This is a genomic window from Arthrobacter sp. AD-310, from assembly GCF_054656615.1.
The window spans coordinates 25,909-45,962 of the sequence record NZ_BAAHNO010000028.1 but is presented as its reverse complement, the minus strand read 5'-3'; the positions used below and the strand labels follow the sequence as shown (position 1 = coordinate 45,962).

General features: G+C 66.5%; 17 protein-coding genes, 1 tRNA gene and 1 other RNA gene. 15 read left to right on the top strand and 4 right to left on the bottom strand.

From position 1 onward, the window contains the following. Positions 1 to 23: 23 nt before the first annotated feature. From ACYQ1Z_RS16075 to ACYQ1Z_RS16060, 4 genes are all read left to right on the top strand, one after another. On the top strand, positions 24 to 1,103 hold the full coding sequence (locus tag ACYQ1Z_RS16075; RefSeq protein ID WP_459793544.1) for a DUF6707 family protein: 1,080 nt from the start codon (positions 24 to 26) through the stop codon (positions 1,101 to 1,103). Positions 1,104 to 1,151: 48 nt separating this feature from the next. Continuing rightward, complete coding sequence (locus ACYQ1Z_RS16070; protein ID WP_459793543.1) at positions 1,152 to 1,880, top strand: SRPBCC family protein; 729 nt, start codon at positions 1,152 to 1,154, stop codon at positions 1,878 to 1,880. Between the two features lie 58 nt (positions 1,881 to 1,938). Continuing rightward, a complete protein-coding gene (gene tgt / locus ACYQ1Z_RS16065) occupies positions 1,939 to 3,246 on the top strand; it encodes a tRNA guanosine(34) transglycosylase Tgt (protein ID WP_459793542.1) in 1,308 nt (435 codons plus the stop codon). Between the two features lie 157 nt (positions 3,247 to 3,403). Next, positions 3,404 to 4,339, top strand: coding sequence for a type IV toxin-antitoxin system AbiEi family antitoxin domain-containing protein (locus ACYQ1Z_RS16060; protein WP_459793541.1), 936 nt, complete (start codon positions 3,404 to 3,406; stop codon positions 4,337 to 4,339). Positions 4,340 to 4,451: 112 nt separating this feature from the next. Here the strand turns inward: ACYQ1Z_RS16060 and ACYQ1Z_RS16055 are convergent, their stop codons facing one another. Beyond that, positions 4,452 to 5,180 carry a queuosine precursor transporter gene (locus ACYQ1Z_RS16055; RefSeq protein WP_459793540.1) on the bottom strand — a complete coding sequence of 243 codons (729 nt, stop codon included), beginning with the start codon at positions 5,178 to 5,180 and terminating at the stop codon, positions 4,452 to 4,454. 211 nt (positions 5,181 to 5,391) lie between these two features. Between ACYQ1Z_RS16055 and ACYQ1Z_RS16050 the strand changes: the two genes are divergently transcribed. The 3 genes from ACYQ1Z_RS16050 (at position 5,392) to ACYQ1Z_RS16040 (ending at position 7,956) form a co-directional block, all read left to right on the top strand. Next, on the top strand, positions 5,392 to 6,048 hold the full coding sequence (locus ACYQ1Z_RS16050) for a TetR family transcriptional regulator (protein ID WP_459793539.1): 657 nt from the start codon (positions 5,392 to 5,394) through the stop codon (positions 6,046 to 6,048). Positions 6,049 to 6,092: 44 nt separating this feature from the next. After that, entirely contained in the window at positions 6,093 to 7,004 is a 912-nt protein-coding gene (locus tag ACYQ1Z_RS16045; protein ID WP_459793576.1) for a TIGR01777 family oxidoreductase, read from the top strand. A 94-nt stretch (positions 7,005 to 7,098) separates the two neighbouring features. Then, complete coding sequence (locus tag ACYQ1Z_RS16040) at positions 7,099 to 7,956, top strand: hydroxymethylpyrimidine/phosphomethylpyrimidine kinase (RefSeq protein WP_459793538.1); 858 nt, start codon at positions 7,099 to 7,101, stop codon at positions 7,954 to 7,956. A gap of 135 nt (positions 7,957 to 8,091) precedes the next feature. Here the strand turns inward: ACYQ1Z_RS16040 and ACYQ1Z_RS16035 are convergent, their stop codons facing one another. Continuing rightward, on the bottom strand, positions 8,092 to 9,510 hold the full coding sequence (locus ACYQ1Z_RS16035) for an MFS transporter (protein ID WP_459793537.1): 1,419 nt from the start codon (positions 9,508 to 9,510) through the stop codon (positions 8,092 to 8,094). 215 nt (positions 9,511 to 9,725) lie between these two features. Between ACYQ1Z_RS16035 and ACYQ1Z_RS16030 the strand changes: the two genes are divergently transcribed. From ACYQ1Z_RS16030 to ACYQ1Z_RS16020, 3 genes are read left to right on the top strand one after another with little or no spacing between them, the layout of a single operon-like run. Next, the gene (locus ACYQ1Z_RS16030; RefSeq protein ID WP_459793575.1) at positions 9,726 to 10,394 is read left to right on the top strand and encodes a response regulator transcription factor; all 669 of its coding nucleotides are present in this window, start codon (positions 9,726 to 9,728) and stop codon (positions 10,392 to 10,394) included. Further along, positions 10,391 to 11,833, top strand: a complete 1,443-nt coding sequence (locus tag ACYQ1Z_RS16025; RefSeq protein WP_459793536.1) for a sensor histidine kinase — start codon at positions 10,391 to 10,393, stop codon at positions 11,831 to 11,833. The genes ACYQ1Z_RS16030 and ACYQ1Z_RS16025 overlap by 4 nt, the downstream gene beginning before the upstream one ends. Next, entirely contained in the window at positions 11,826 to 12,818 is a 993-nt protein-coding gene (locus ACYQ1Z_RS16020; protein ID WP_459793535.1) for a TAXI family TRAP transporter solute-binding subunit, read from the top strand. The genes ACYQ1Z_RS16025 and ACYQ1Z_RS16020 overlap by 8 nt, the downstream gene beginning before the upstream one ends. A gap of 139 nt (positions 12,819 to 12,957) precedes the next feature. On the opposite strand, the gene ACYQ1Z_RS16015 is transcribed toward ACYQ1Z_RS16020, so the two are convergent. Beyond that, positions 12,958 to 14,445, bottom strand: a complete 1,488-nt coding sequence (locus ACYQ1Z_RS16015) for a helix-turn-helix domain-containing protein (protein ID WP_459793534.1) — start codon at positions 14,443 to 14,445, stop codon at positions 12,958 to 12,960. 176 nt (positions 14,446 to 14,621) lie between these two features. Between ACYQ1Z_RS16015 and aceA the strand changes: the two genes are divergently transcribed. The 3 genes from aceA (at position 14,622) to ACYQ1Z_RS16000 (ending at position 19,092) form a co-directional block, all read left to right on the top strand. Further along, positions 14,622 to 15,938, top strand: coding sequence for an isocitrate lyase (aceA, locus tag ACYQ1Z_RS16010; protein ID WP_459793533.1), 1,317 nt, complete (start codon positions 14,622 to 14,624; stop codon positions 15,936 to 15,938). A 279-nt stretch (positions 15,939 to 16,217) separates the two neighbouring features. Beyond that, complete coding sequence (gene aceB / locus ACYQ1Z_RS16005) at positions 16,218 to 17,870, top strand: malate synthase A (protein ID WP_459793532.1); 1,653 nt, start codon at positions 16,218 to 16,220, stop codon at positions 17,868 to 17,870. Between the two features lie 298 nt (positions 17,871 to 18,168). Then, positions 18,169 to 19,092 (top strand): oxygenase MpaB family protein, encoded by a 924-nt coding sequence (locus ACYQ1Z_RS16000; RefSeq protein ID WP_459793531.1) that lies wholly within the window; start codon positions 18,169 to 18,171, stop codon positions 19,090 to 19,092. A gap of 54 nt (positions 19,093 to 19,146) precedes the next feature. Here the strand turns inward: ACYQ1Z_RS16000 and ACYQ1Z_RS15995 are convergent. Then, positions 19,147 to 19,231: transfer RNA gene (locus tag ACYQ1Z_RS15995), tRNA-Ser, on the bottom strand. Positions 19,232 to 19,552: 321 nt separating this feature from the next. Here ACYQ1Z_RS15995 and ACYQ1Z_RS15990 point away from each other — a divergent pair. After that, a complete protein-coding gene (locus tag ACYQ1Z_RS15990) occupies positions 19,553 to 19,903 on the top strand; it encodes a hypothetical protein (protein ID WP_459793530.1) in 351 nt (116 codons plus the stop codon). A 15-nt stretch (positions 19,904 to 19,918) separates the two neighbouring features. Next, positions 19,919 to 20,015, top strand: an RNA gene (gene ffs, locus ACYQ1Z_RS15985) — signal recognition particle sRNA small type. Positions 20,016 to 20,054: the final 39 nt, after the last annotated feature.

Here is a 20,054-nt window from a genome sequence, read left to right as displayed (position 1 = left end):
CGCAAGAGAACTTAAGGACTCCCATGACCGAAACACCAGCCGCCCGTCACCATCGCGAACAGCAGGCTGGATCCCTGACCACCGGCAGCCTGATCCTCCTGCCGGACGGTGAACGGACGGCGGAGATCCATCAGGTGGAACTGGAGCGGGACGATTTCGGCGCCCCCGCGCTGGTGCTCGCCAGCCTTTCCGGCGGCGGTACCCTGCGCATCGCGGTCGGCTCCGCGGTGACGGTTGTCGATCCCTCCACGGCGGCGTCCGACGGCGTCGCGCACCTTCCGCTGGCAGCTGCCCGGCAGCTCGGGGTTTCCTCTCCGTCCGGCGAAGGACAGGCCCACGACGCTTCGCAGGCAATGGAACCCGGCCAGGAAACCGCAGCCGGGCAGGAGCAGCCCGGCGCCGGGGCGGCTTCCGCACCCGCGCCCGCCGCCGTCGTCGTGCCTCCCCTGCCTCCCCTCCCGCCCGCCGCCAACGGGCCCAGCGAGGAAGAACTCGCGCTCATCCCTGCGCCGGACGGCACCCCTGAGTCCGTGGTGGAGGCCGCCGCCGCCGCGCACCCGGACGCGATGGGCGTCCTCCTGCTGACGGACCGTCTCTCCAAGGGTGTCAACTTCAAATCCGGCAGCTGCCTGAAGGACCTCAGCGATCTCGCGCATGAACTGTTCGTCACGCTCAAGGACGACGACAACGCGCTGGCGGTTGCCGATCTCCTCACCGTCCTCCCCTACGACGGGAACCACGGCCGCTGGTCCTCGGTGGAGGCCTCTCTTGCCCTGGCCAGCTACATCTGCCGGCAGGACGGCCAGGACGAGCGCGCGGCGGTGTACGAAAAGCTGATCCGCACCCCGGAGAACCAGGAAACAGACCCATTCAAGGCCCGGATGGCCGCCAAGGTCCGGCAGCGTTCGCTCAACGAGCCCAACCTGTACGACAAAGAGATTTTCCGGTCCATCGACAACTCCAACCACGACGCCGAGCGGGAATGGCGGCTCCTGCGGCTGGAATCCCTGCTGTTCCTGCGCGCGCACGGCGGGTCGGAAACGATCGGGATGGCTGAACTGGAACGCCGGATCGGCAACGAACTCGAGGCCGTGCGCTCCTGAGCAAATTGCCCCTATCGGGCGCCGGGCCTGAGTTGTACATTCGGGGCTATGACGAACAATCTCAGCGTAGTGATTAACGCCGACGCGCCGCAGGTCTGGACCATGCTGCGCGAACCGTCCAGGGTGGCCCAGTGGCATGGCTGGCAAGCCGAGGACCTGGACGCCGAGATCAAGGAGATCTACTTTTCCGGCGACGTGGAGGAAGCCCCGGACCACACCAGCCTGACCGTCCACGGCGGGGACACCTTCGAGCTTCATCCGGTTCCGGGAGGCACCCGCGTCAGCATCACCCGCGGAGCGCTGGACCACAACTCGGAGTGGGCGGCATGGGATGAGGACATCACCCAGGGCTGGCTGACGTTCCTCCAGCAGCTGCGGTTCGCGCTGGAGCGGCACCCGCACGGCAAACGCCACACCCTGTTCCTGCACCTGACCGAGGGGCAGGGCTCGGCGATCGAGAAGCTTGGGCTGTCCGACCTGCCGGCGCCGGGTGAGCCGTACCAGGTGACCCTGGACACCGGAGAGCACATCAGCGGGAAGGTGTGGTTCAAGACCAGCCACCAGGTGGGCCTCACGGTCCACGACTACGCCGAACACGGCGAGGGGCTCCTTATCGTCGCCGACCACCCTGCCATCAAGGACGTGCGGGCGGAGGGTGACGGCTCCCTGGTCATTGCCTCCACCTACGACCTCGGCGCTGCGAAGGTTGACGCCATCCGGTCGTCGTGGGACTCGTGGCGGGCCACGCACTATGCCTCCTCGGAGCCGGTGAGCTAAGCCGACCCGCTGACCTCCCGGTTCCCGGCACCGGAAGGATTGCTGGCACACTGGTACGGTGCCAGCCAAGCCCGATACCGCCGCGTCCCTTCCTGCCCCCGCACCGCCCGCCAGCCAGGCCGCATTCTCGTTCGCGGTAGGAACCCGGCTGACGGAAACCTGCCCGCCGTCGGCCACGCAGGTTTCGGAGAACGGCGGGAAGTTCCTGGGCCGCACCGGCACCATTACCACCCCGCATGGCCAGATTCAGACGCCCGCGTTCATCGCCGTCGGGACCAAGGCCACGGTCAAGGCCGTGCTGCCGGAGTCCATGGCGGACCTCGGCGCCCAGGCACTGCTGGCCAATGCCTACCACCTGTACCTGCAGCCGGGAGCGGACGTCCTGGATGAAGCGGGCGGGCTGGGCGCCTTCATGAACTGGCCCGGCCCTACGTTCACGGACTCCGGCGGGTTCCAGGTGATGAGCCTGGGCTCGGGGTTCAAGAAGGTCATCGACATGAAGTCGGTGGACGCGTCCGGACCCGACGATGCCGTGGCTCCCGGCAAGGAACGCCTCGCGCACATCGACGACGACGGCGTCTGGTTCAAGTCCCACCTGAACGGGGACCGGCACCGCTTCTCCCCGGAAATTTCCATGCGGGTCCAGCACCAGATCGGCGCGGACATCATGTTCGCCTTCGATGAGCTGACCACGCTGCAGAACTCGCGCGGCTACCAGGAGGAGTCCCTGGAACGGACCCGGCTCTGGGCAGAGCGGTGCATCGCGGAGCACTTCCGGCTGACCGACGAGCGCGTGGGGAAGCCGTACCAGGCGCTGTTCGGCGTGATCCAGGGGGCCCAGTACGAGGACCTCCGGCGGAAGGCCTGCCGGGACCTGGGGGCCATGCCGTTCGACGGATTCGGGATCGGCGGGGCGCTGGAGAAGGAGAATCTCGGGACCATCGTGCGCTGGTGCAACGAGGAACTTCCGGAGGACAAGCCGCGCCACCTGCTGGGCATTTCCGAGCCGGACGACATCTTCACGGCCATCGAGAACGGCGCCGACACGTTCGACTGCGTCTCCCCCACCCGGGTGGCGCGCAACTCCGCGTTCTACACGCCCACCGGACGGTACAACCTCTCCGGTGCCAAGTACAAGCGTGATTTCGGGCCGCTGCAGGACGGCTGCGACTGCTACACCTGCTCCAACTACTCACGGGCCTACATCCACCACCTATTCAAGGCCAAGGAAATGCTGTCTGCCACCCTGATTTCGATCCACAACGAGCGGTTCGTGGTGAAGATGGTGGACGACGCCCGGCTGGCCATCGAGTCCGGCACGTTCTTCGACTTCAAGGCGGAGACCCTGGGCCGGTACTACTCCTGAGGCGGGTCTGAGGCGGGTCCCGCCGTCGGAATCGCTGGAACGGTGCGGGGACGCTGAACCGGATCAGCGTCCCCGCACCATTCCAGCGTCCCGGCGGTTTTCCACATAACGACGGCGGCACCTGGGCCACGCGCGGATCCCCCCTGAAGCTGGGTGGATGACACAGCTTCCTCCACTCCGGGTCCAGCTTCCGGCCACCCGAAACCTCTGGCGGACGGACCAACTTCGTACCGCGGGACTCAACTCGCGTGCGGTTCGCCGGCCGGTCAGCAGCGGGAAACTGGTCCGGCTGCGGTACGGCTGTTACATCCGGGGCGAAGTGTGGGAGAAGCAGTCCGCTTCCCTTCGCAGCCTGCAGCTGATCCATGGCCATGCCTACGGGACGTTGACGACGTCGACCGGCGGCTTCGTTTACAGCCACACCTCGGCTGCCCGGCTCCACGGCCTCTTCCTGTGGAATGTGGACGACGTGATCCACCTGCTGTTCCGGGTGCGGCCGTCCCGTGAACGCCTCGGCAGTGATATCCGTGGCCACATCCGCCCCTACACCGAGGCAGACGTCGTCACCTTTGGCAGCCTCCGCGCCACCTCCCTTGAACGGACCGTTGTGGACTGCGCGCTGACGCTTGACTACCGCCAGTCCCTGATACTCATGGACAGTGCGCTACGCCTCGGCGCAGATGCGGGCCTTATGCAGGCTGCGGCGGACGGGCTCGCCGGGTATCGCGGGATACGGAACCTCCGGGCGGCATTGGCCAGTGCAGATGCCCGGGCCGAATCGGCCGGCGAAACACTCACGCGGGAAGTCATCACGCGGCTGAAACTTCCAAAGGCCGAGGCCCAGGTAGAGGTCAGGAGCCGCGTCGGCTGGCACCGGCTCGACTTCGCCTGGAAGGAGAAGAAGGTGGCCCTCGAATTCGATGGGAAGGTCAAATACTTCGACTACAAGCCCACTGCCGAAGTCCTGTTCCAGGAGCGGCGCCGCGAAAAGGCGCTTACCGAGGACGGGTGGCTCTTCGTCCGCGTGGAATGGAAGGACCTGTTCCGGGAGCAGGAGTTCAAGCAGCGCGTCCTCACAGCCCTTCGGCGCTAGCGGCGCGTCCACCCCTGGGCGGCCTCCCGCCGTCGAAATCGCTGGAACGGTGCGGGGACGCTGAACCGGAACAGCGTCCCCGCACCGTTCCAGCGTCTCCGGTGTAGGAACCTTACGCGGAAGCCACCGTGCCGTAGCTGGGCTCGCGCTTCTTGACCCATCCGATAACCAGCGACGTCACCGGCACAAAGATGAACTCCACCAGAGTCTTGTACACAAAGCCCGCCACCACGTAGTTCATGAAGGTCCCCAGGTCCGTGATCCCGATGACAGAGGCGGCAATGCTGCAGAAAATCAGGGTGTCAACGAACTCCCCGGCCCCTGAGGAACCCATCAGGCGGGCCCACAGGGACTTCTCCCCTGTGCGTGCCTTCATCCGAACCAGGATCCATGAGTTGATGGTCTGCCCGGCAAGGAACGCCAGCAGCGACGCCAGCACGATCTGCGGCACGGGACCGAGGGCGCCTTCGAGCGCGGCCTGTTTGGAGGCGCCGAACTCGTCACCGAACCCGGGAAGGGCGATGATCACCCAATAGCAGAGGGATGCGAAGACGGACAGCGCAAACGTGGTGAAAATGGCCTTGCGCGCCACGTTGAACCCGTATACCTCGCTGATGACGTCGCCCAGGATGTAGGCCAGCGGGAACAGGAAGAAGCCGCCGTCGGTGACGATGGGGCCCAGGACCACACCCTTCGACGCACCGATGTTGGACAGGATCAGCACCACGGCCATAACGGCCAGCATGATCCCGAAGTATGGGGATCCGATGGCCGCGAATTTCGCGGCGGTCCCGGACGGTGTGGTTCCGGGCAGGGTGTACTTGCCGGAGGCAGGTGACATAGGAGGACGTCCGTTCATAGTGGTTCGCTCGGCGCCCGGCGGGGGCGGGGCCGGCTGTATTAGCACTGTCGCCCAATTGTCCCATCACTGTGCACGGGGACCCTCCCCACTGGGCCCAATAACCCGCCGCGCCGGCCAGCGCCCCAATTTCTGAACGCGTTCAAAAGGTATGGAATACTGTTTCTTGAACACGTTCAAATAAGAGGAATCCATGGCAGCCAAGAGCGAGCAGACCCGGCAGAAACTGGCCGAGGTGGCCCTGCGCATGTTCCGCGAAATCGGCTTCGAAAAGACCACCATGCGCGCCATCGCCGCCGAAGCCGGGGTGTCCGCGGGCAACGCCTATTACTACTTTGCCTCCAAGGATGACCTCGTCCACGAGCTCTACGTCCAGGTGCAGGCGGAGCACGCCGCCCGCGCGGCCGCTGAACTGCAAGCACCGGGGAGCCTGGCCCGGCGGCTCAAGGCCGTCCTCCACGCAGCGCTGGACGTAATGGCGCCCTACCACCGTTTCGGTGCCGATTTCATGGCCACCGCCATCCGCCCCAGCTCTCCGGTCAATCCTTTCTCCGCAGCGTCGTCCCCCGCCCGGGAGGCCTCATTGGAGATCTTCCGGCGGGCAGTGGATGGTGCCCGCCCCGCGGTACCGAAGAAGCTGCGGGGCGACCTGCCTGAGCTGCTGTGGCTTTGCTACATGGGCGTCACCCTGTTCTGGGTGTACGACACCTCCGACCAGCAACAGAAGACGAGGCGGCTGGTGGATGGCGCCGCCCCGCTGATCGCGCGCGGACTTGCGCTGGCACGCATCCCCGGAGTCGGCAAGGTCCTGGACGACGTCCTCAGCCTGAGCCGAAGCATCCGAGGCTAGCAACCCGGCAGCACATCATCGAGAGCAACAAAGTGGGGGAAATGATGAACAGAACCAAGACCGTGGTGCTGGCGGGGGCCTCGGGCTTCATTGGCAGGTACATCCGGGCACGCTTCCAGCAGGATGGCTGGACTGTGCGGACCATCGGGCGGAAGGGAGCGGGAAGCAACTCAGCACGGTGGAACGACGACGACGCCATGACCCGGGTGCTCGACGGCGCCGACCTTGTGGTCAACCTCGCCGGGCGGTCCGTGTCCTGCCGCTACAGTTCCCGGAACAAAGCCGCCATCCTGGAGTCACGCGTCCGGACGACCGAAGTGCTCGGCCGCGCGATCGCACGGTGCCCGCAGCCGCCGTCGACGTGGCTGAATGCAAGCACCGGGACAATCTACCGGGACGCCCGTGACCAGCCGCAAAGCGAGAACGACGGCGAACCCGGCACAGGATTCTCGGTCGACGTTGCCCGCGCCTGGGAGTCCGCGCTGGAAGCTGCCGCCACCCCGCAAACCCGCAAGATCCCGCTGCGGATCGCGATCGTGCTGGGCCCGGGCGGCGGCGCGCTAAGGCCGTTCTCGGTCCTGGCGCGGCTGGGCCTGGGCGGGCCCATGGGTGACGGAAACCAGAAGTTCAGCTGGATCCACCTGGAGGACCTGTACCGGAGCATGCGGTTCCTGCACAAGAGGACGGACATCACCGGCCCCGTCAATGTGGCCTCGCCCGACGTGGTGAGCAACCATGAACTGATGCGGCTGGTCCGCCGCGCCTACCGGGCACGCTTCGGGGTTCCCACCCCGGCGTGGCTCCTCAGCGCCGGCGCGCTGATGATCCGGACCGAAACGGAGCTGGTGCTCAAGAGCCGCTGGGTCCTGCCGCAGAAACTCCTGTCGTCGGGATTCATCTACCGCCATGCGGAACTCGGCGGCGCGCTCCAGCAGATTGCGAAAAGCCGCGGGTGAGCAGGCCGCGCTTGGGGTCCTGAACACAGCGGCGCCCCGTCCGCTGTACGGGCACACAAGGAAAACGCCCGACGCCGGATGGCAGGATGGGTGCATGACTTCCGTTTCCAGCAGCGCGGTCCGGCCCGCCAGTACTCCGGCCGTCGTCCTCACCATCGCAGGTTCCGAAGCTACCGGTGGCGCCGGCGCGCAGGCAGACCTGAAGACTTTCCAGGAACTCGGCGTCTTCGGTATCGCCAACCTGACCTGCATTGTGTCGTTCGATCCGAAGGACAGCTGGAACCACCGCTTTGTACCGGTGGACCAGCAGGTGATTGCCGACCAGCTGGAGGCGACCGCGGCGGCGTACGGTCCGGCGTCGGGTGCGCCTTCCGTGCTGGACACCGTGAAGATCGGCATGCTTGGCAGCCCCGCGACCATCGCCACCGTGGCCGGATCCCTGAAGGCCAACGCGTTCGGCAACGTGGTCCTGGACCCGGTCCTGATCTGCAAGGGCCAGGAGCCCGGCCACGCCCTGGACACCGACCAGGCACTGAAGGCGGAGATCCTGCCGCTGGCCACGTTCGTGACGCCCAACCACTTCGAAGCGGAGTCCCTGTCCGGCATGGACATCACGGATGTGGAGTCGCTGAAGGCTGCGGCCATCCGCATCCACGAACTCAGCGGCGCTGCGGTGCTCGCCAAGGGCGGGGTGCGGCTGGAAGGCCCGGACGCCGTCGACGTTTTCTACGACGGCGAAACCCTGGAAGTCCTGAGCGCACCCAAGGTGGGCGAGGTTGCCGTCTCCGGCGCCGGCTGCTCCCTGGCCGCAGCGGTGACCGCGGAACTGGCCAAGGGATCCTCGCCCCTGGAAGCCGCCCGGGCAGCGAAGGAATTCGTAACCGCCGGGATCCGGAACCGCGTGGCTTCAGGCGCTCCGTTCGATGCGCTGTGGCAGGGCGGCGCCCGCTAACCACAACCCCCTATCACTTTTGGCACAAAACCCTGGAACCCTCCTGCACGGATTGCAGGAGGGTTCCCGGTCTATCGGCGATTTCTGATGGAGCGTTGGGGGCGGCCCGATAACACCCGATGCTCCGTGGCGGACCTAGCGGCTGGCAGCTGCCAGGCGGTCGCCGTCGTCGTCCTTTTGCTCGGCCATGCCGGCGTCCCAGGCGTGGCCCTGTTCCTGGTCCAGGTGCGTGGCCTTCTTGTTCTTGAGGGCGAAGATGTAAACCAGCAGGGACAGGGCGATGGCGATGGTCACGTAGGTGAAGAACAGGTCCACCTGGCCGGCCTTCTGCAGCGCGGCGCCGATGAGCGGAACAGTCCCGCCGAACAGCGAGTTGGCGATGGCGTAGCCCAGCCCCACGCCCAGGGCGCGGATGGAGGCCGGGAAGAGTTCCGCCTTCACCAGGGCATTGATGGAGGTGTAGCCGCCCACGATCAGGAGGCCGCCGAGCATCAGCAGGAACGCGGTGAACGGGTCCTTGGTGCCGGACAGCGTGGACAGCAGCGGCCAGGTGAAGAGCACACCGGTGATGCCGAACCAGAGCAGCAGCGGCTTGCGGCCCACCTTGTCCGAAATCATGCCGTACACGGGCTGCAGGAGCATAAAGATGAAAAGCGCCCAGAAGTTGATCACCGAGGTGTCCGTCTTGGGAATGCCGGACGTATCGTTCATGAACTTGAGGATGAAGTTGGTGTACGTGTAGAACGCCACGGTGCCGCCCAGGGTGACGCCGATGCAGATGAGCAGCGGCTTCCAGTAGCGGGTGAAGAGCAGTTTCAGGGTGCCCGGCTGGGCCTCTCCCGCGACCGGGACGTGCGCGGCGCGGATCTGGTCTGCGGAGACCGTTTCCTCCATGGAGCGGCGGAGCCAGAGCACCACCAGCGCGGCGGCGCCGCCCAGGGCGAACGGAATGCGCCAGCCCCACTCGGTCAGGGCGTCGTTGCCGAGGGTGTTCTGCAGGATCACCAGGACCAGCAGCGCAAGCATCTGGCCGCCTACCAGCGTGACGTACTGGAAGCTGGAGAAGAAGCCACGCCGCCGGGACGTTGCCGCCTCCGACATGTAGGTGGCGCTGGTGCCGTACTCGCCGCCCACGGAGAAGCCCTGAACCAGGCGGACAAGGACCAGCAGCACCATGGCCCAGATCCCGATGACATCCTGGGTGGGCAGCACTGCGATGGCAAAGGAACCGGCAGACATCAATGTCACGCTGAGGGTCAGGGCTGCCTTGCGGCCGTTGCGGTCGGCATAGCGGCCGAAGAACCAGGCGCCGATGGGGCGCATGAGGAACGACGTCGAGAAGACGGCCATCGCCTCCAGGCCGGCCTGCAGGTCGTCCTTGGAGTTGAAGAAGTGCGCCTGGAAGTAGGCGGCAAAGACGGTGTAGACGTAGAGGTCGTACCACTCCACGAGGTTGCCGGCGGAACCCTTGAGGATGTTGCCCACGGCCCGGCGGGTCTGTGCCGCCTCAGACGGCGCTTCCCCCTTCAGCGGCGCTGCTTGTTCGGTGCTCATCATGAACCTTCCTTGGTCTGAAAGTCTTCCGGAAGCCGGAGGACCCCCACCAAAATATGGGTGATGCAGGGCACAACCCAACGCGGAACGGGTTTCCTAACACTTCCTTAGGTTTCGGGGCGGTAATGCCGCCTGCAGCCGGGAAAACGGTGCAGGCGGTAGTCTCCAATGGCGGGGGACGGCTCAACCCCGGCTTTAAGGACAAAGACATGGCAATGGACGTGCTGATCGTCGAGGACGACGACGCCATGGCAGGTGCGCTCGCGGCGGGTGTGGCGACGGCGGGCCTGAAGGCGACCAGGGTGTCCCGCGGGTCGGACGCCCTCCTGGCGCACCGCGATTACGAGGTGATCCTGCTGGACCTCGGGCTGCCGGACATGGACGGGCTGGACGTGCTGCGCAAACTGCGCCAGGTCACCGACTGCCCCATCCTGATTTTGACTGCCCGCGACGACGAACGCAGCGTGGTGCTGGGCCTGCGGTCCGGAGCCGACGACTACCTGGTCAAGCCGGTCAAGCTGGTGGAACTTCTGGCCCGCATCGAGGCGGTCACCCGCCGGGTGCGCCGCGGCAGCGGAAGCACAACGCACACCATCACGCTGGGCGACCTTGAGATCGACCTGGACAGGAGGACGGCCGCCAAAAACGGCGAGGTACTCCCGCTGACCGCCACCGAGTACGAGCTGCTGGCCCTGCTGGCCCGCAACGCCGGGTCGGTGGTGACCCGGGAACAGATCCTGGACGCGTTGTGGGGCGACGCCTTCCTCGCATCCTCCCGCTCACTGGACGTGCACCTGACCGGACTGCGGGCAAAACTGCAGAAGCCGGGCTTCATCATCAACGTCCGGGGCGTGGGCTACCGCGTGGAAACGGACCCGGCGTGAGGCTCCGTGTCCTGGGCGTCCTCAGCGTGCTGTGCCTGCTGGTGGTCTTCCTGGTATCCGGCACGATCCTGGGTTCCGCTGCCCGGGAACTGACCCAGGAAGTCCAGATCAACCGGGCCGCATCGCTGAACCGGCTGGCGCAGGTAGCTTTCGACGCCGCATCCGACGGTGACACGGTGCGGCTGCAGCGGGAAATGGACACCTACTCGTCGCTGTACGGCGAAGGGATCGTGGTGCGGCTCCAACAGGCAACACTGACCTCCGGGGGCCTCAGCGACGGCAGGCCCGATGTCCGGGACGCACTGTCCAGGACCGGACTCAACGTCAGCGATACCACGCTGGCACCGCTGGAGCCCTTCGGTTCCGGCGCGGAACTCATCTTCCGCCCGTTTGGCAGCGCCAGCCAGGTGCTCGGCGGCGTCGTCCTGGAAGCGGACCTCGACACAGCCCGCCAGAAACTCCGCGAGCGCTGGCTCCTCGTGGCCGCGGCCGCCGTCGTACTCGCCGCGGTGCTCCTGCTGGCGGCGTCCCGCGTTACGGGCTGGGTGCTCCGGCCCGTCCTGCGGCTGAACACGGCGGTGACCGAACTGGCCACGACGGGGCGGGCAGGGCGCCTGCCCGAGGACGGTCCGCCGGAACTGCGGGAGCTCAGCCGGTCCTTCACCGCCATGGCCCGCACCGTGGGTGACAGCATCGAAGCGCAGCGCCAGCTGATCGCGGACACGTCCCACCAGCTGCGGAATCCCATCGGCGCACTCCGGCTGCGGCTGGACGTGCTGCAGCTGGAACTCAAGACGGCACGGGACCACGACGCGGCAGGCAATGTGATGGCTGAGCTGGAACGGGTCGAGGAAATCCTGGACGGCGTGCTGAAGCTTGCTGCAGCCGAACACCGGGCCAGCGAAGACTCGGTGCGCGCCTTTGGCAGCCCGGTCGCCCGGCCCGCTGCCGGACCGGTTGATCCGTTCCCCGTCCTGCAGGGCGAAGTGGAGCGTGCCACCCCCGCCGCGGAACGGGCTGGAGTGCGCCTTGTCCTGGCCCCGCCGCCGCGGGACCCGGCGCTGGTTGCATGCCAGCCCGCCGAACTGGCGCAGATGGCCGGTGAGCTCCTCAGCAACGCCATCAAGTACGCCCCGGGGGCCACAGTGAACGCCTCGGTTACGGTGGCCCGGGGCGCGGTTGCGGTGGAAATTGCCGACGACGGGCCCGGGCTTTCAGAGCAGGAACGCACCTATGCTGCCACACGGTTCTGGCGCTCGCCCCGCCACGCGGCGGTCCGGGGAACAGGCCTGGGCATAACGATCGTGGACGAGCTGGCCGCTGCAAACGGCGGGCGTCTGGTGCTGGGCGCCGCCGCCCCGCACGGCCTGTCCGCCCGGCTGGAGTTTCCCCTCGCGGCCGGCACCCCGGGCACTGGACTGGGCGGTGGGCGTGGCTGACTTACGCCTGGACCTTCCGCGAAGGACCGCCCTCAAAGCCGGCCTCGGCCTTGTGGCGGCTGTAACCCTTCCCTCCGTCCTCGCCGCCTGCACGGCCGACCGCCCGGATGAGCTGACCGTGGCCGGGGGCGAACCCGGGGGCTTCTACCTGGAATTTTCCACCCTGCTCGCGGCATCCCTGGAACGCCATGGCGTGGCCGGCTCGGCGCGGGCGCTGTCCACAGGCGGGAGCCTGGACAACATTGCCGAACTGCGGGCCGGGCGGGCAACATTCGCTGTTGCCCTGGCGGACGCCGCCGGGCAACCCCAGGATCCGGGCGGAGCGGATGTAGCTGCCCTCGGCAAGGTCTATGAGAACTACGTGCACTGTGTGGTGCGCCGGGACAGCGGAATCACCGCCATCTCCGGCCTGGCCGGACGCAGGGTGGCCACCGGACAGCCAGGCTCCGGAACCTCCCTCACTACCCCCCGGCTGCTGGCGGCAGCGGGGCTCAGTACCTCTGCCGACGGCGCCCCGGCCGGGGACGGGACTGTCGCCGTCGTAAGCCTGGGACTGAACGACGGCCTCACCGCCCTGAAGGCAGGCACCGTGGACGCCTTGTTCTGGTCCGGCGGCGTGCCGACCGCCGCGATCACCGCGGCCGGGCAGGACGTGGCCCTGGCCTTGCTGGACCTGTCGCCGCTCCTGCCGGAACTGCGGCGGCTGCACGGAGCCCAGTACGACCGCGTGCTCATTCCCGAAGGCAGCTACCCCGGCGTTCCCGCGGTGTGGACGGTGGGAGCCGCGAATTTGCTCCTGTGCCGGGCCGACCTGGACCCCGCCACTGTAGAGCGGACGGTCCAGCTTCTGGTGCACCACGCCGGTGAACTGATTCCCCAGTCCAGCCTTGGCGTCCAGTTCCTCAGCCCGGAAACCCTGATCAACACCGCCGGCGTCCCGCTGCACCCGGCCGCGGCGGATGCCTACCGGGCGTTGCACGGGTAAACCAACACGCCATCACCTCCCGCCCCAAAACCCCAAGCGCGCCATCACTTTCGTCAGGAAAGTGATGGGGCATCAGGCAAAGGCGCGCAGGAACTGATGGCGCGTCAGGAAAAGGCGGGCAGGATCTGATGGGGCGTTTCTAAGATGCCGAGTGGGCCTGCAGGAAGCTGTACACCTCGGTCTCGTCCACGCCGGGGAAGGCGCCCGGCGGCATGGCGGCCAAGAGGTGGGAGTGGGCCCGGGCCGACGGCCAGGCGTTTCCGGCCCATGCCGTGGCCAGCTCTGCGGGTGGACGCTTGCAGCAGGTCGGATCCGGGCAGTTGGAGGTGGCCCGGGCCGTCGTTTCCCGCCCGCGGAACCACTTCACGTGCTGGTACGGCACACCGATGCTCAGTGAGAACTCGCCGGTCGCCGAGCGCTCGGTGCGCGCAGTGCACCAGTACGTGCCGGACGGGGTGTCCGTGTACTGGCTGTAGGCGCTGAACTTGTCCGGCACATCGAACACGGCGCGGGAGGTCCAGGCCTTGCAGGACGGCTGGCCCTCGATGGCGCCCGTGTGGTCCTGGGGGAAGTTCACACCGTCGTTCTCATAGGCCTTGTAGATGATGCCACTCTGGTGCGTCTTCTGGAAATGCGTGGTGATGCCCAGGTGCTTGGTGGCCAGGTTGGTGAAACGGTGGGCGGCGGTCTCGTAGGAAACGGCGAACGCGTCCCGGATGTCCTCCACGGCGATTTCCTTGGCCGCTTTCGCTTTTTGCAAAAATTCCACGGTGGCTTGTTCCGGGAGCAGCAGCGCGGCGGCGAAATAGTTGGTGGCCACGCGCTGGGCCAGGAAGTCACCGTAGTTCTTGGGCGTCTCGTGGCCCAGGACGTAGTGCCCCAGGGCCTGCAGCAGGACTGAGCGGGGGTCATGGTCCTGCCGCTGGCTCTGCGTGAGGTAAATTTTGCGGTTCTTCAAATCCGTCACAGACCGGGTGGAATGCGGCAAATCCCCCACATGGTGCAGGGTGAATCCGAGGTGCGCCGCGATGTCCGCGATGACGTGCTGGCTCAGCGGACCGGTGGTGTAGCCCACCTCCTTGAGGACCTTCTGCGCCTCGGCCTCGTACTCCGGGAAGTAGTTGCCGCGCTCCCGCATCATGGCCCGCAGTTCGCCGTTGGCGCGGCGGGCTTCTTCAGGGGTGGCCACCTGCTCGTTCATCTTGCGTTCCAGCTCGTGCAGGAGCCCCACCTGTGCCTCAAGGACATCCAGCGGAAGCCGCGAACTGATGCGGATTTTGGGCAGGTTCAAGGACTCGTAGAGCGGCCCGCGCTGGTACCGTTCCAGCTCGATCTCCAGGGCCGCGCGGCGGCTGGGCGGCTCCGCCCCGAGCAGCTGGTCGATGCTGACACCGAGCGCAGATGCGAGGTGCTGCAGCAGTGTGAGCTTGGGCTCCCGCTTGCCGTTCTCGATCAGGCTCAGCTGGCTGGGAGCGGTTCCGACGGCGGCGCTCAGGTCATCGAGGGTCAGCCCGGCCTGCTTGCGCAGGTGGCGCACCCGGCGGCCCAGCGCGATGACGTCCAGTTCGCCCGCGGAGGATGCGGGCGGCGGCTGCGAAACTTCCCTGTTCCAGCTTGAAGGCGACATTTCTGAAGAATACGTGAAGAAGTGCGTTTCTTTCCAGGGTTCTTCTCTAGAAAGGGGGTTGAAAGTGCTGAAAAGTAGTTGTCACGGAAAGAAACACCGCACCGGAAAAGCCGGTGGGAACCTCAACGACGCGGTTCCCGCCAACCACCTCCGGAGCTCAATCAAGGAGATCAACGATGACTGCAGCATTTGAGCCCACCTCGCAGACGCCGGAAGCGCAGGCTGCCGCCCTGGAGCTTGAATGGGCCGCCAACCCCCGCTGGGAAGGTGTGACCCGGGACTACTCAGCCTCCGACGTCGTCCGCCTCCGCGGACGTGTCTCCGAAGAACACACCCTTGCCCGCCGCGGCGCCGAGAAGCTGTGGAAGCAGCTCACCGAGGAACACAAGACCGGCGACTACACCAACGCCCTGGGCGCCCTGACCGGCAACCAGGCCGTGCAGCAGGTCAAGGCCGGGCTGCGTGCCATCTACCTCTCCGGCTGGCAGGTCGCCGCGGACGCCAACAACTCCGGCCACACCTACCCGGACCAGTCCCTCTACCCGGCCAACTCGGTCCCCACCGTTGTCCGCCGCATCAACAACGCCCTGCTGCGGGCGGACCAGATCGAATTTTCCGAAGGCGTCCAGTCCGTTGAGGACTGGCTGGTCCCGATCGTGGCCGACGCCGAGGCCGGCTTCGGCGGCCCGCTGAACGCCTACGAGCTGATGAAGTCCATGATCCAGGCCGGCGCCTCCGGTGTGCACTGGGAGGACCAGCTCGCCTCGGAAAAGAAGTGCGGCCACCTCGGCGGCAAGGTCCTGATCCCCACCCAGCAGCACATCCGCACCCTGAACGCAGCCCGGCTCGCGGCCGACGTCGCCGGCACCCCCACCGTCGTCATCGCCCGCACCGACGCCGAGGCAGCCACCCTGATCACCTCCGACGTCGACGAACGGGACCAGGAGTTCATCACCGGTGAGCGCACGGCCGAGGGCTTCTACAAGGTCCGCAACGGCATCGAACCCTGCATCGCCCGCGCCAAGGCCTACGCCCCCTACTCCGATCTGATCTGGATGGAAACCGGCACCCCGGACCTGGAACTGGCCCGCAAGTTCGCCGAAGCCGTCAAGGCCGAGTTCCCGGACCAGATGCTCTCCTACAACTGCTCGCCGTCATTCAACTGGAAGAAGCACCTGGACGACGCCACGATCGCCAAGTTCCAGCGTGAACTCGGCGCCATGGGCTTCACCTTCCAGTTCATCACCCTGGCCGGCTTCCACGCCCTGAACTACTCGATGTTCGACCTCGCCCACGGCTACGCCCGCGAAGGCATGAGCGCCTACGTCGAACTCCAGGAGAAGGAATTCGCCTCCGAGTCCCGCGGCTACACCGCAACCAAGCACCAGCGCGAAGTCGGCACCGGCTACTTCGACACCATTTCCACCGCGCTCAACCCGAACGCGTCCACCCTCGCCCTGGTCGGATCGACCGAAGAGGGCCAGTTCCACTAGCAACTTACGACGGCGGATCGGTCACCTTCGCCTTCGGAGCGGCAATGCTCTGCCTGCTATTCCCCGATGCCTCCCCAGCTTCGCAAGCTCAGCCGGGGCCCCCCGGCATCGTGGGCCCACCATGCCCGCCCCATGACCTCGTAGAACTCGGTCGGGGGCGGGCACAGGGCCCCTTTACGCAGGCTGCCGCATCACCGCTCCTTCGGCTTTGCGCGTTCCTCGCCCTTGGTGCCGCTACCCGCCGTCGAACTTCCCTTTTCGTCTTTAAGGAGACTTGAAATGAACCGCTTTACCGACTCATTTACGATCAACGGCATTACGATGACCGCGCAGCCCGTCTGCCGGCAGGATGAGGTGCTGACCCCGGACGCACTGTCCTTTATTGGCAAGCTGCACCGGGCTACAGCCGGCCGCCGCCAGGAACTGCTGCAGGCGCGCCGGACCCGGCGCGCGGAGATCGCAGCCGGCCAAGATCCGCGGTTCCTCCGGGAGACCGAGCACATCCGCAACGACCCGTCCTGGCGGGTCGCTCCCCCGGCCCCCGGCCTGGAGGACCGCCGCGTGGAGATCACCGGCCCGGTGGACAAGAAGATGACCATCAACGCGCTGAACTCCGGCGCCAAGGTCTGGCTCGCGGACATGGAAGACTCCTCCACCCCCACCTGGCGTAACGTCATCAAAGGCCAGCTGAACCTCACCGACGCCCTGGAACGCCGCATCGACTTCACCACCGACGAAGGCAAGGAATACAAGCTCAAGCCCGCCGGCGACCTGCCCACCATCGTGGTCCGGCCCCGCGGCTGGCACCTGCCCGAGAAGCACATGCTCATCGACGGCGAACCCATCGCCGGCGGCATCGTGGACTTCGGCCTGTTCTTCTTCCACAACGCCCGGCGCCTCCTCGCCCAGGGCAAGGGCCCGTACTTCTACCTGCCCAAGATCGAGAACCACCTCGAAGCCCGGCTCTGGAACGACATCTTCATCCTCGCCCAGGACCTGCTCGGCATCCCGCAGGGCACCATCCGCGCCACCGTGCTGATCGAAACCATCACCGCGGCCTTCGAAATGGAGGAAATCCTCTACGAACTGCGCGACCACGCCGCCGGCCTGAACGCCGGCCGCTGGGACTACATCTTCTCGCTCATCAAGAACTTCCGCACCCGCGGCCCGCGCTTCGTCCTGCCGGACCGGGCCCAGGTGACCATGACCCAGCCCTTCATGCGCGCCTACACCGAACAGCTGGTCCGGGCCTGCCACAAGCGCGGCGCAATGGCCATAGGCGGCATGGCCGCAGCCGTCCCCAACCGCAAGGACCCCGAGGCCAACACCATCGCCCTCGAAAAGGTCCGGGCAGACAAGACCCGCGAAGCCAACGACGGCTTCGACGGCTCCTGGGTGGCCCACCCGGACCTGGTGCCCGTCTGCCGGGAAGTGTTCGACGGCATCCTCGGCGACAAGCCGAACCAGCTGGACCGGCTCCGCGAGGACGTCACCCCGGACGACCGCGCCCTCATCAACGTGGCCGCCACCACCGGCACCATCACCGAACAGGGCATCCGCAACAACATCGAAGTGGGCATCCGCTACATCGAATCCTGGCTCCGCGGCAACGGCGCAGTGGCCATCCACAACCTCATGGAAGACGCCGCCACCGCCGAAATTTCCCGCTCCCAGCTCTGGCAGTGGATCTACGCCCGCGCCATCACCGACCACGGCGAGATCGTCACCCACGAATGGGTCGAGGAACTCCTGGACGCAGAATTTGCACGGCTGGAACGCTTCGACGGCGACCGGTTCGAAGACGCCCGCGACATCTTCGAAGAAGTCACCCTCGCCCGCGAATTCCCGACCTTCCTCACCCTCCCCGCCTACTCCCGCTACCTCACCGAGGCCCGGGAAAAGGCCACCGTAGAGGAATTCGCCGCGGCCTGACCAGGTTTCCGTCCGCCGGGCCGGCACGCCCTCCGCAACAGGCCCCTCCGAAATCCGGAGCGCCGGCCCGGCGACGGAACTTAACCCTCTCTTGTAGCGGGTAACCCCCCGATGCGCGCTCACTCTGACGCCCGCCGTCCTTGCGACTACCGCGATACGTGCCCACAATGAACCCCACGACGTATGCTCCGCCGTGTCATGACGGTATGACCTATGGGACCACACGCCCGGAAAAGTGTGAAGCCCTAATCCGCCAAATTTGCGCTGGTCTTGAGCCCCTCGTGGGCAACAATGGGATATGCGCAATGTCATCCGATATTGGCAGGACGAACTCAAGCGGACCTTCACGGGCAAGACCGGCGCGCCGCCCGATTGGGCGCTGCGCCTTGCTGACGGGGACGACCCCGGATACCACCTTCCAGGCTCTGCGGTGTGGGCGGTGCACGGGTCCATGCCGACGATTGTCGCCGGCATCCGGACCCTCCTTATGCAGTCACTGCACCCGGGCGCGCTTGCCGGTGTGCACGAGCACTCGAATTTCAAGGACGACCCCCTGGGGCGCCTGGCCCACACCATCCGATGGATCTTTACGGTGACGTACGGCTCAAGGGAGGCGGCGGCGGAAGCGTCCCGCCGGGTGCAGCGGCTCCATGAGCCCGTACAGGGGAAGTACAGCGACAACCAGGGGTCTTTGCGCAGCTACAGCGCCAACGATCCCGAACTGGCCGGCTGGATCCACATCGCGTTCACGGATGCTTTCCTCACCGCCCACAAAATCTGGGGCGGCAGCATTCCCGGCGGACCCGACGCGTACGTCCGGGAATGGGCACAGGCCGGACGGCTGATGGGTGTGGATGACCCGCCGGCCACCGAGGCGGAGATGCGCCGGCAGCTGGACCGCTGGTACGGCAGTGGCGAACTCCGTGTCGACGCGCGCGTGGCGGAGACGGTGGACTTCATCCGGCACGCTCCCCTGCATCCGATCCTGCGCCCCGGCTACCGGATTTTGTTCGCCGGGGCCGTGTACAGCCTGGAGCCCAGGTACCGGGAGATGCTCGGGCTCAAGGTTCCACGACTGGGCCCATTCCCCCTGCCGGTGAAGCTGGCCACGAAAGCTGTCCTCGGCGTCGTACGCCTCGCCCTGGGACCAAAAGGACCCAGCGAACTCGCCGCCAGGGCCCGACTGCGGCGGCTCGGCCGGCCGGAGGCGGACATCCCCTAGCCGCGGAAACGCAAGAACCCGGCCCCGCATAGGCGGGGCCGGGTTCTCAACCGGCGGAGAATGGGGGATTTGAACCCCCGAGGGCGTTAACCCAACACGCGTTCCAGGCGTGCGCCATAGGCCGCTAGGCGAATTCTCCAACTGCTTCTGAATCAAAAGCAGGTACTAGATTACCTGAAGATTCCCGCAACGCCCAATCGGGTGCCGGAGACCCCGTTTCCGGCAGGCCCAGGCCCCGGGCGCGGCAGCGGTGATGGGGCTTAACCAGAAATGGACGCCCCCAACGCGCCCATTCCCTTGGTACTCCGTTGAGCCGCCGGGTCCGGCCCCGTTCAGCCAGGCCACACAGCTCACCATCCGGGCATTGCCCCAATCGGTGTACATACCCATGATCGTTGGTGGTGAAGGGATAAGCAACGAAAAGGGGCAGATTCAAAGGCCGATCCGGCACGATGGAAGCATGACGGAGCTTCATGCCCTGGTGGTCTACACGCCCGCCACCCACACGCGGCAGGTCCTGGCGGCTTTGGGGGACGCGGGCGCGGGCAGGATCGGCAACTATACGCACTGTTCCTTCGTGACGCCCGGTACGGGCCGTTTCATCCCGCAGGAGGGCGCCGCTCCGTTCCTGGGGAGCCCCGGGGAACCGGAGGAAGTGGCGGAAGACCGGATCGAGTGCGTGGTGGAGGCCCCGGTCCTCCAGGACGTGGTAGCCGCTTTGCGGGTGGTCCACCCCTACGAGGAACCGGAATTTATGAGCTGGCCGGTGAACGGCTGGGGCAGGAGCGCCGATTCGAGTCACGCCGGATGATCGGGTAAAGTATCTGACGGCCCCTCATGTGGCGTCATCCTGTTGAACTCCCCCAGGACCGGAAGGTAGCAAGGGTAGACGGGCTCTGGCGGGTGCATGGGGGGTCTTTACTATTCCCCCACAGGGCGGCAGGATGTCGGCCCGGATTGGT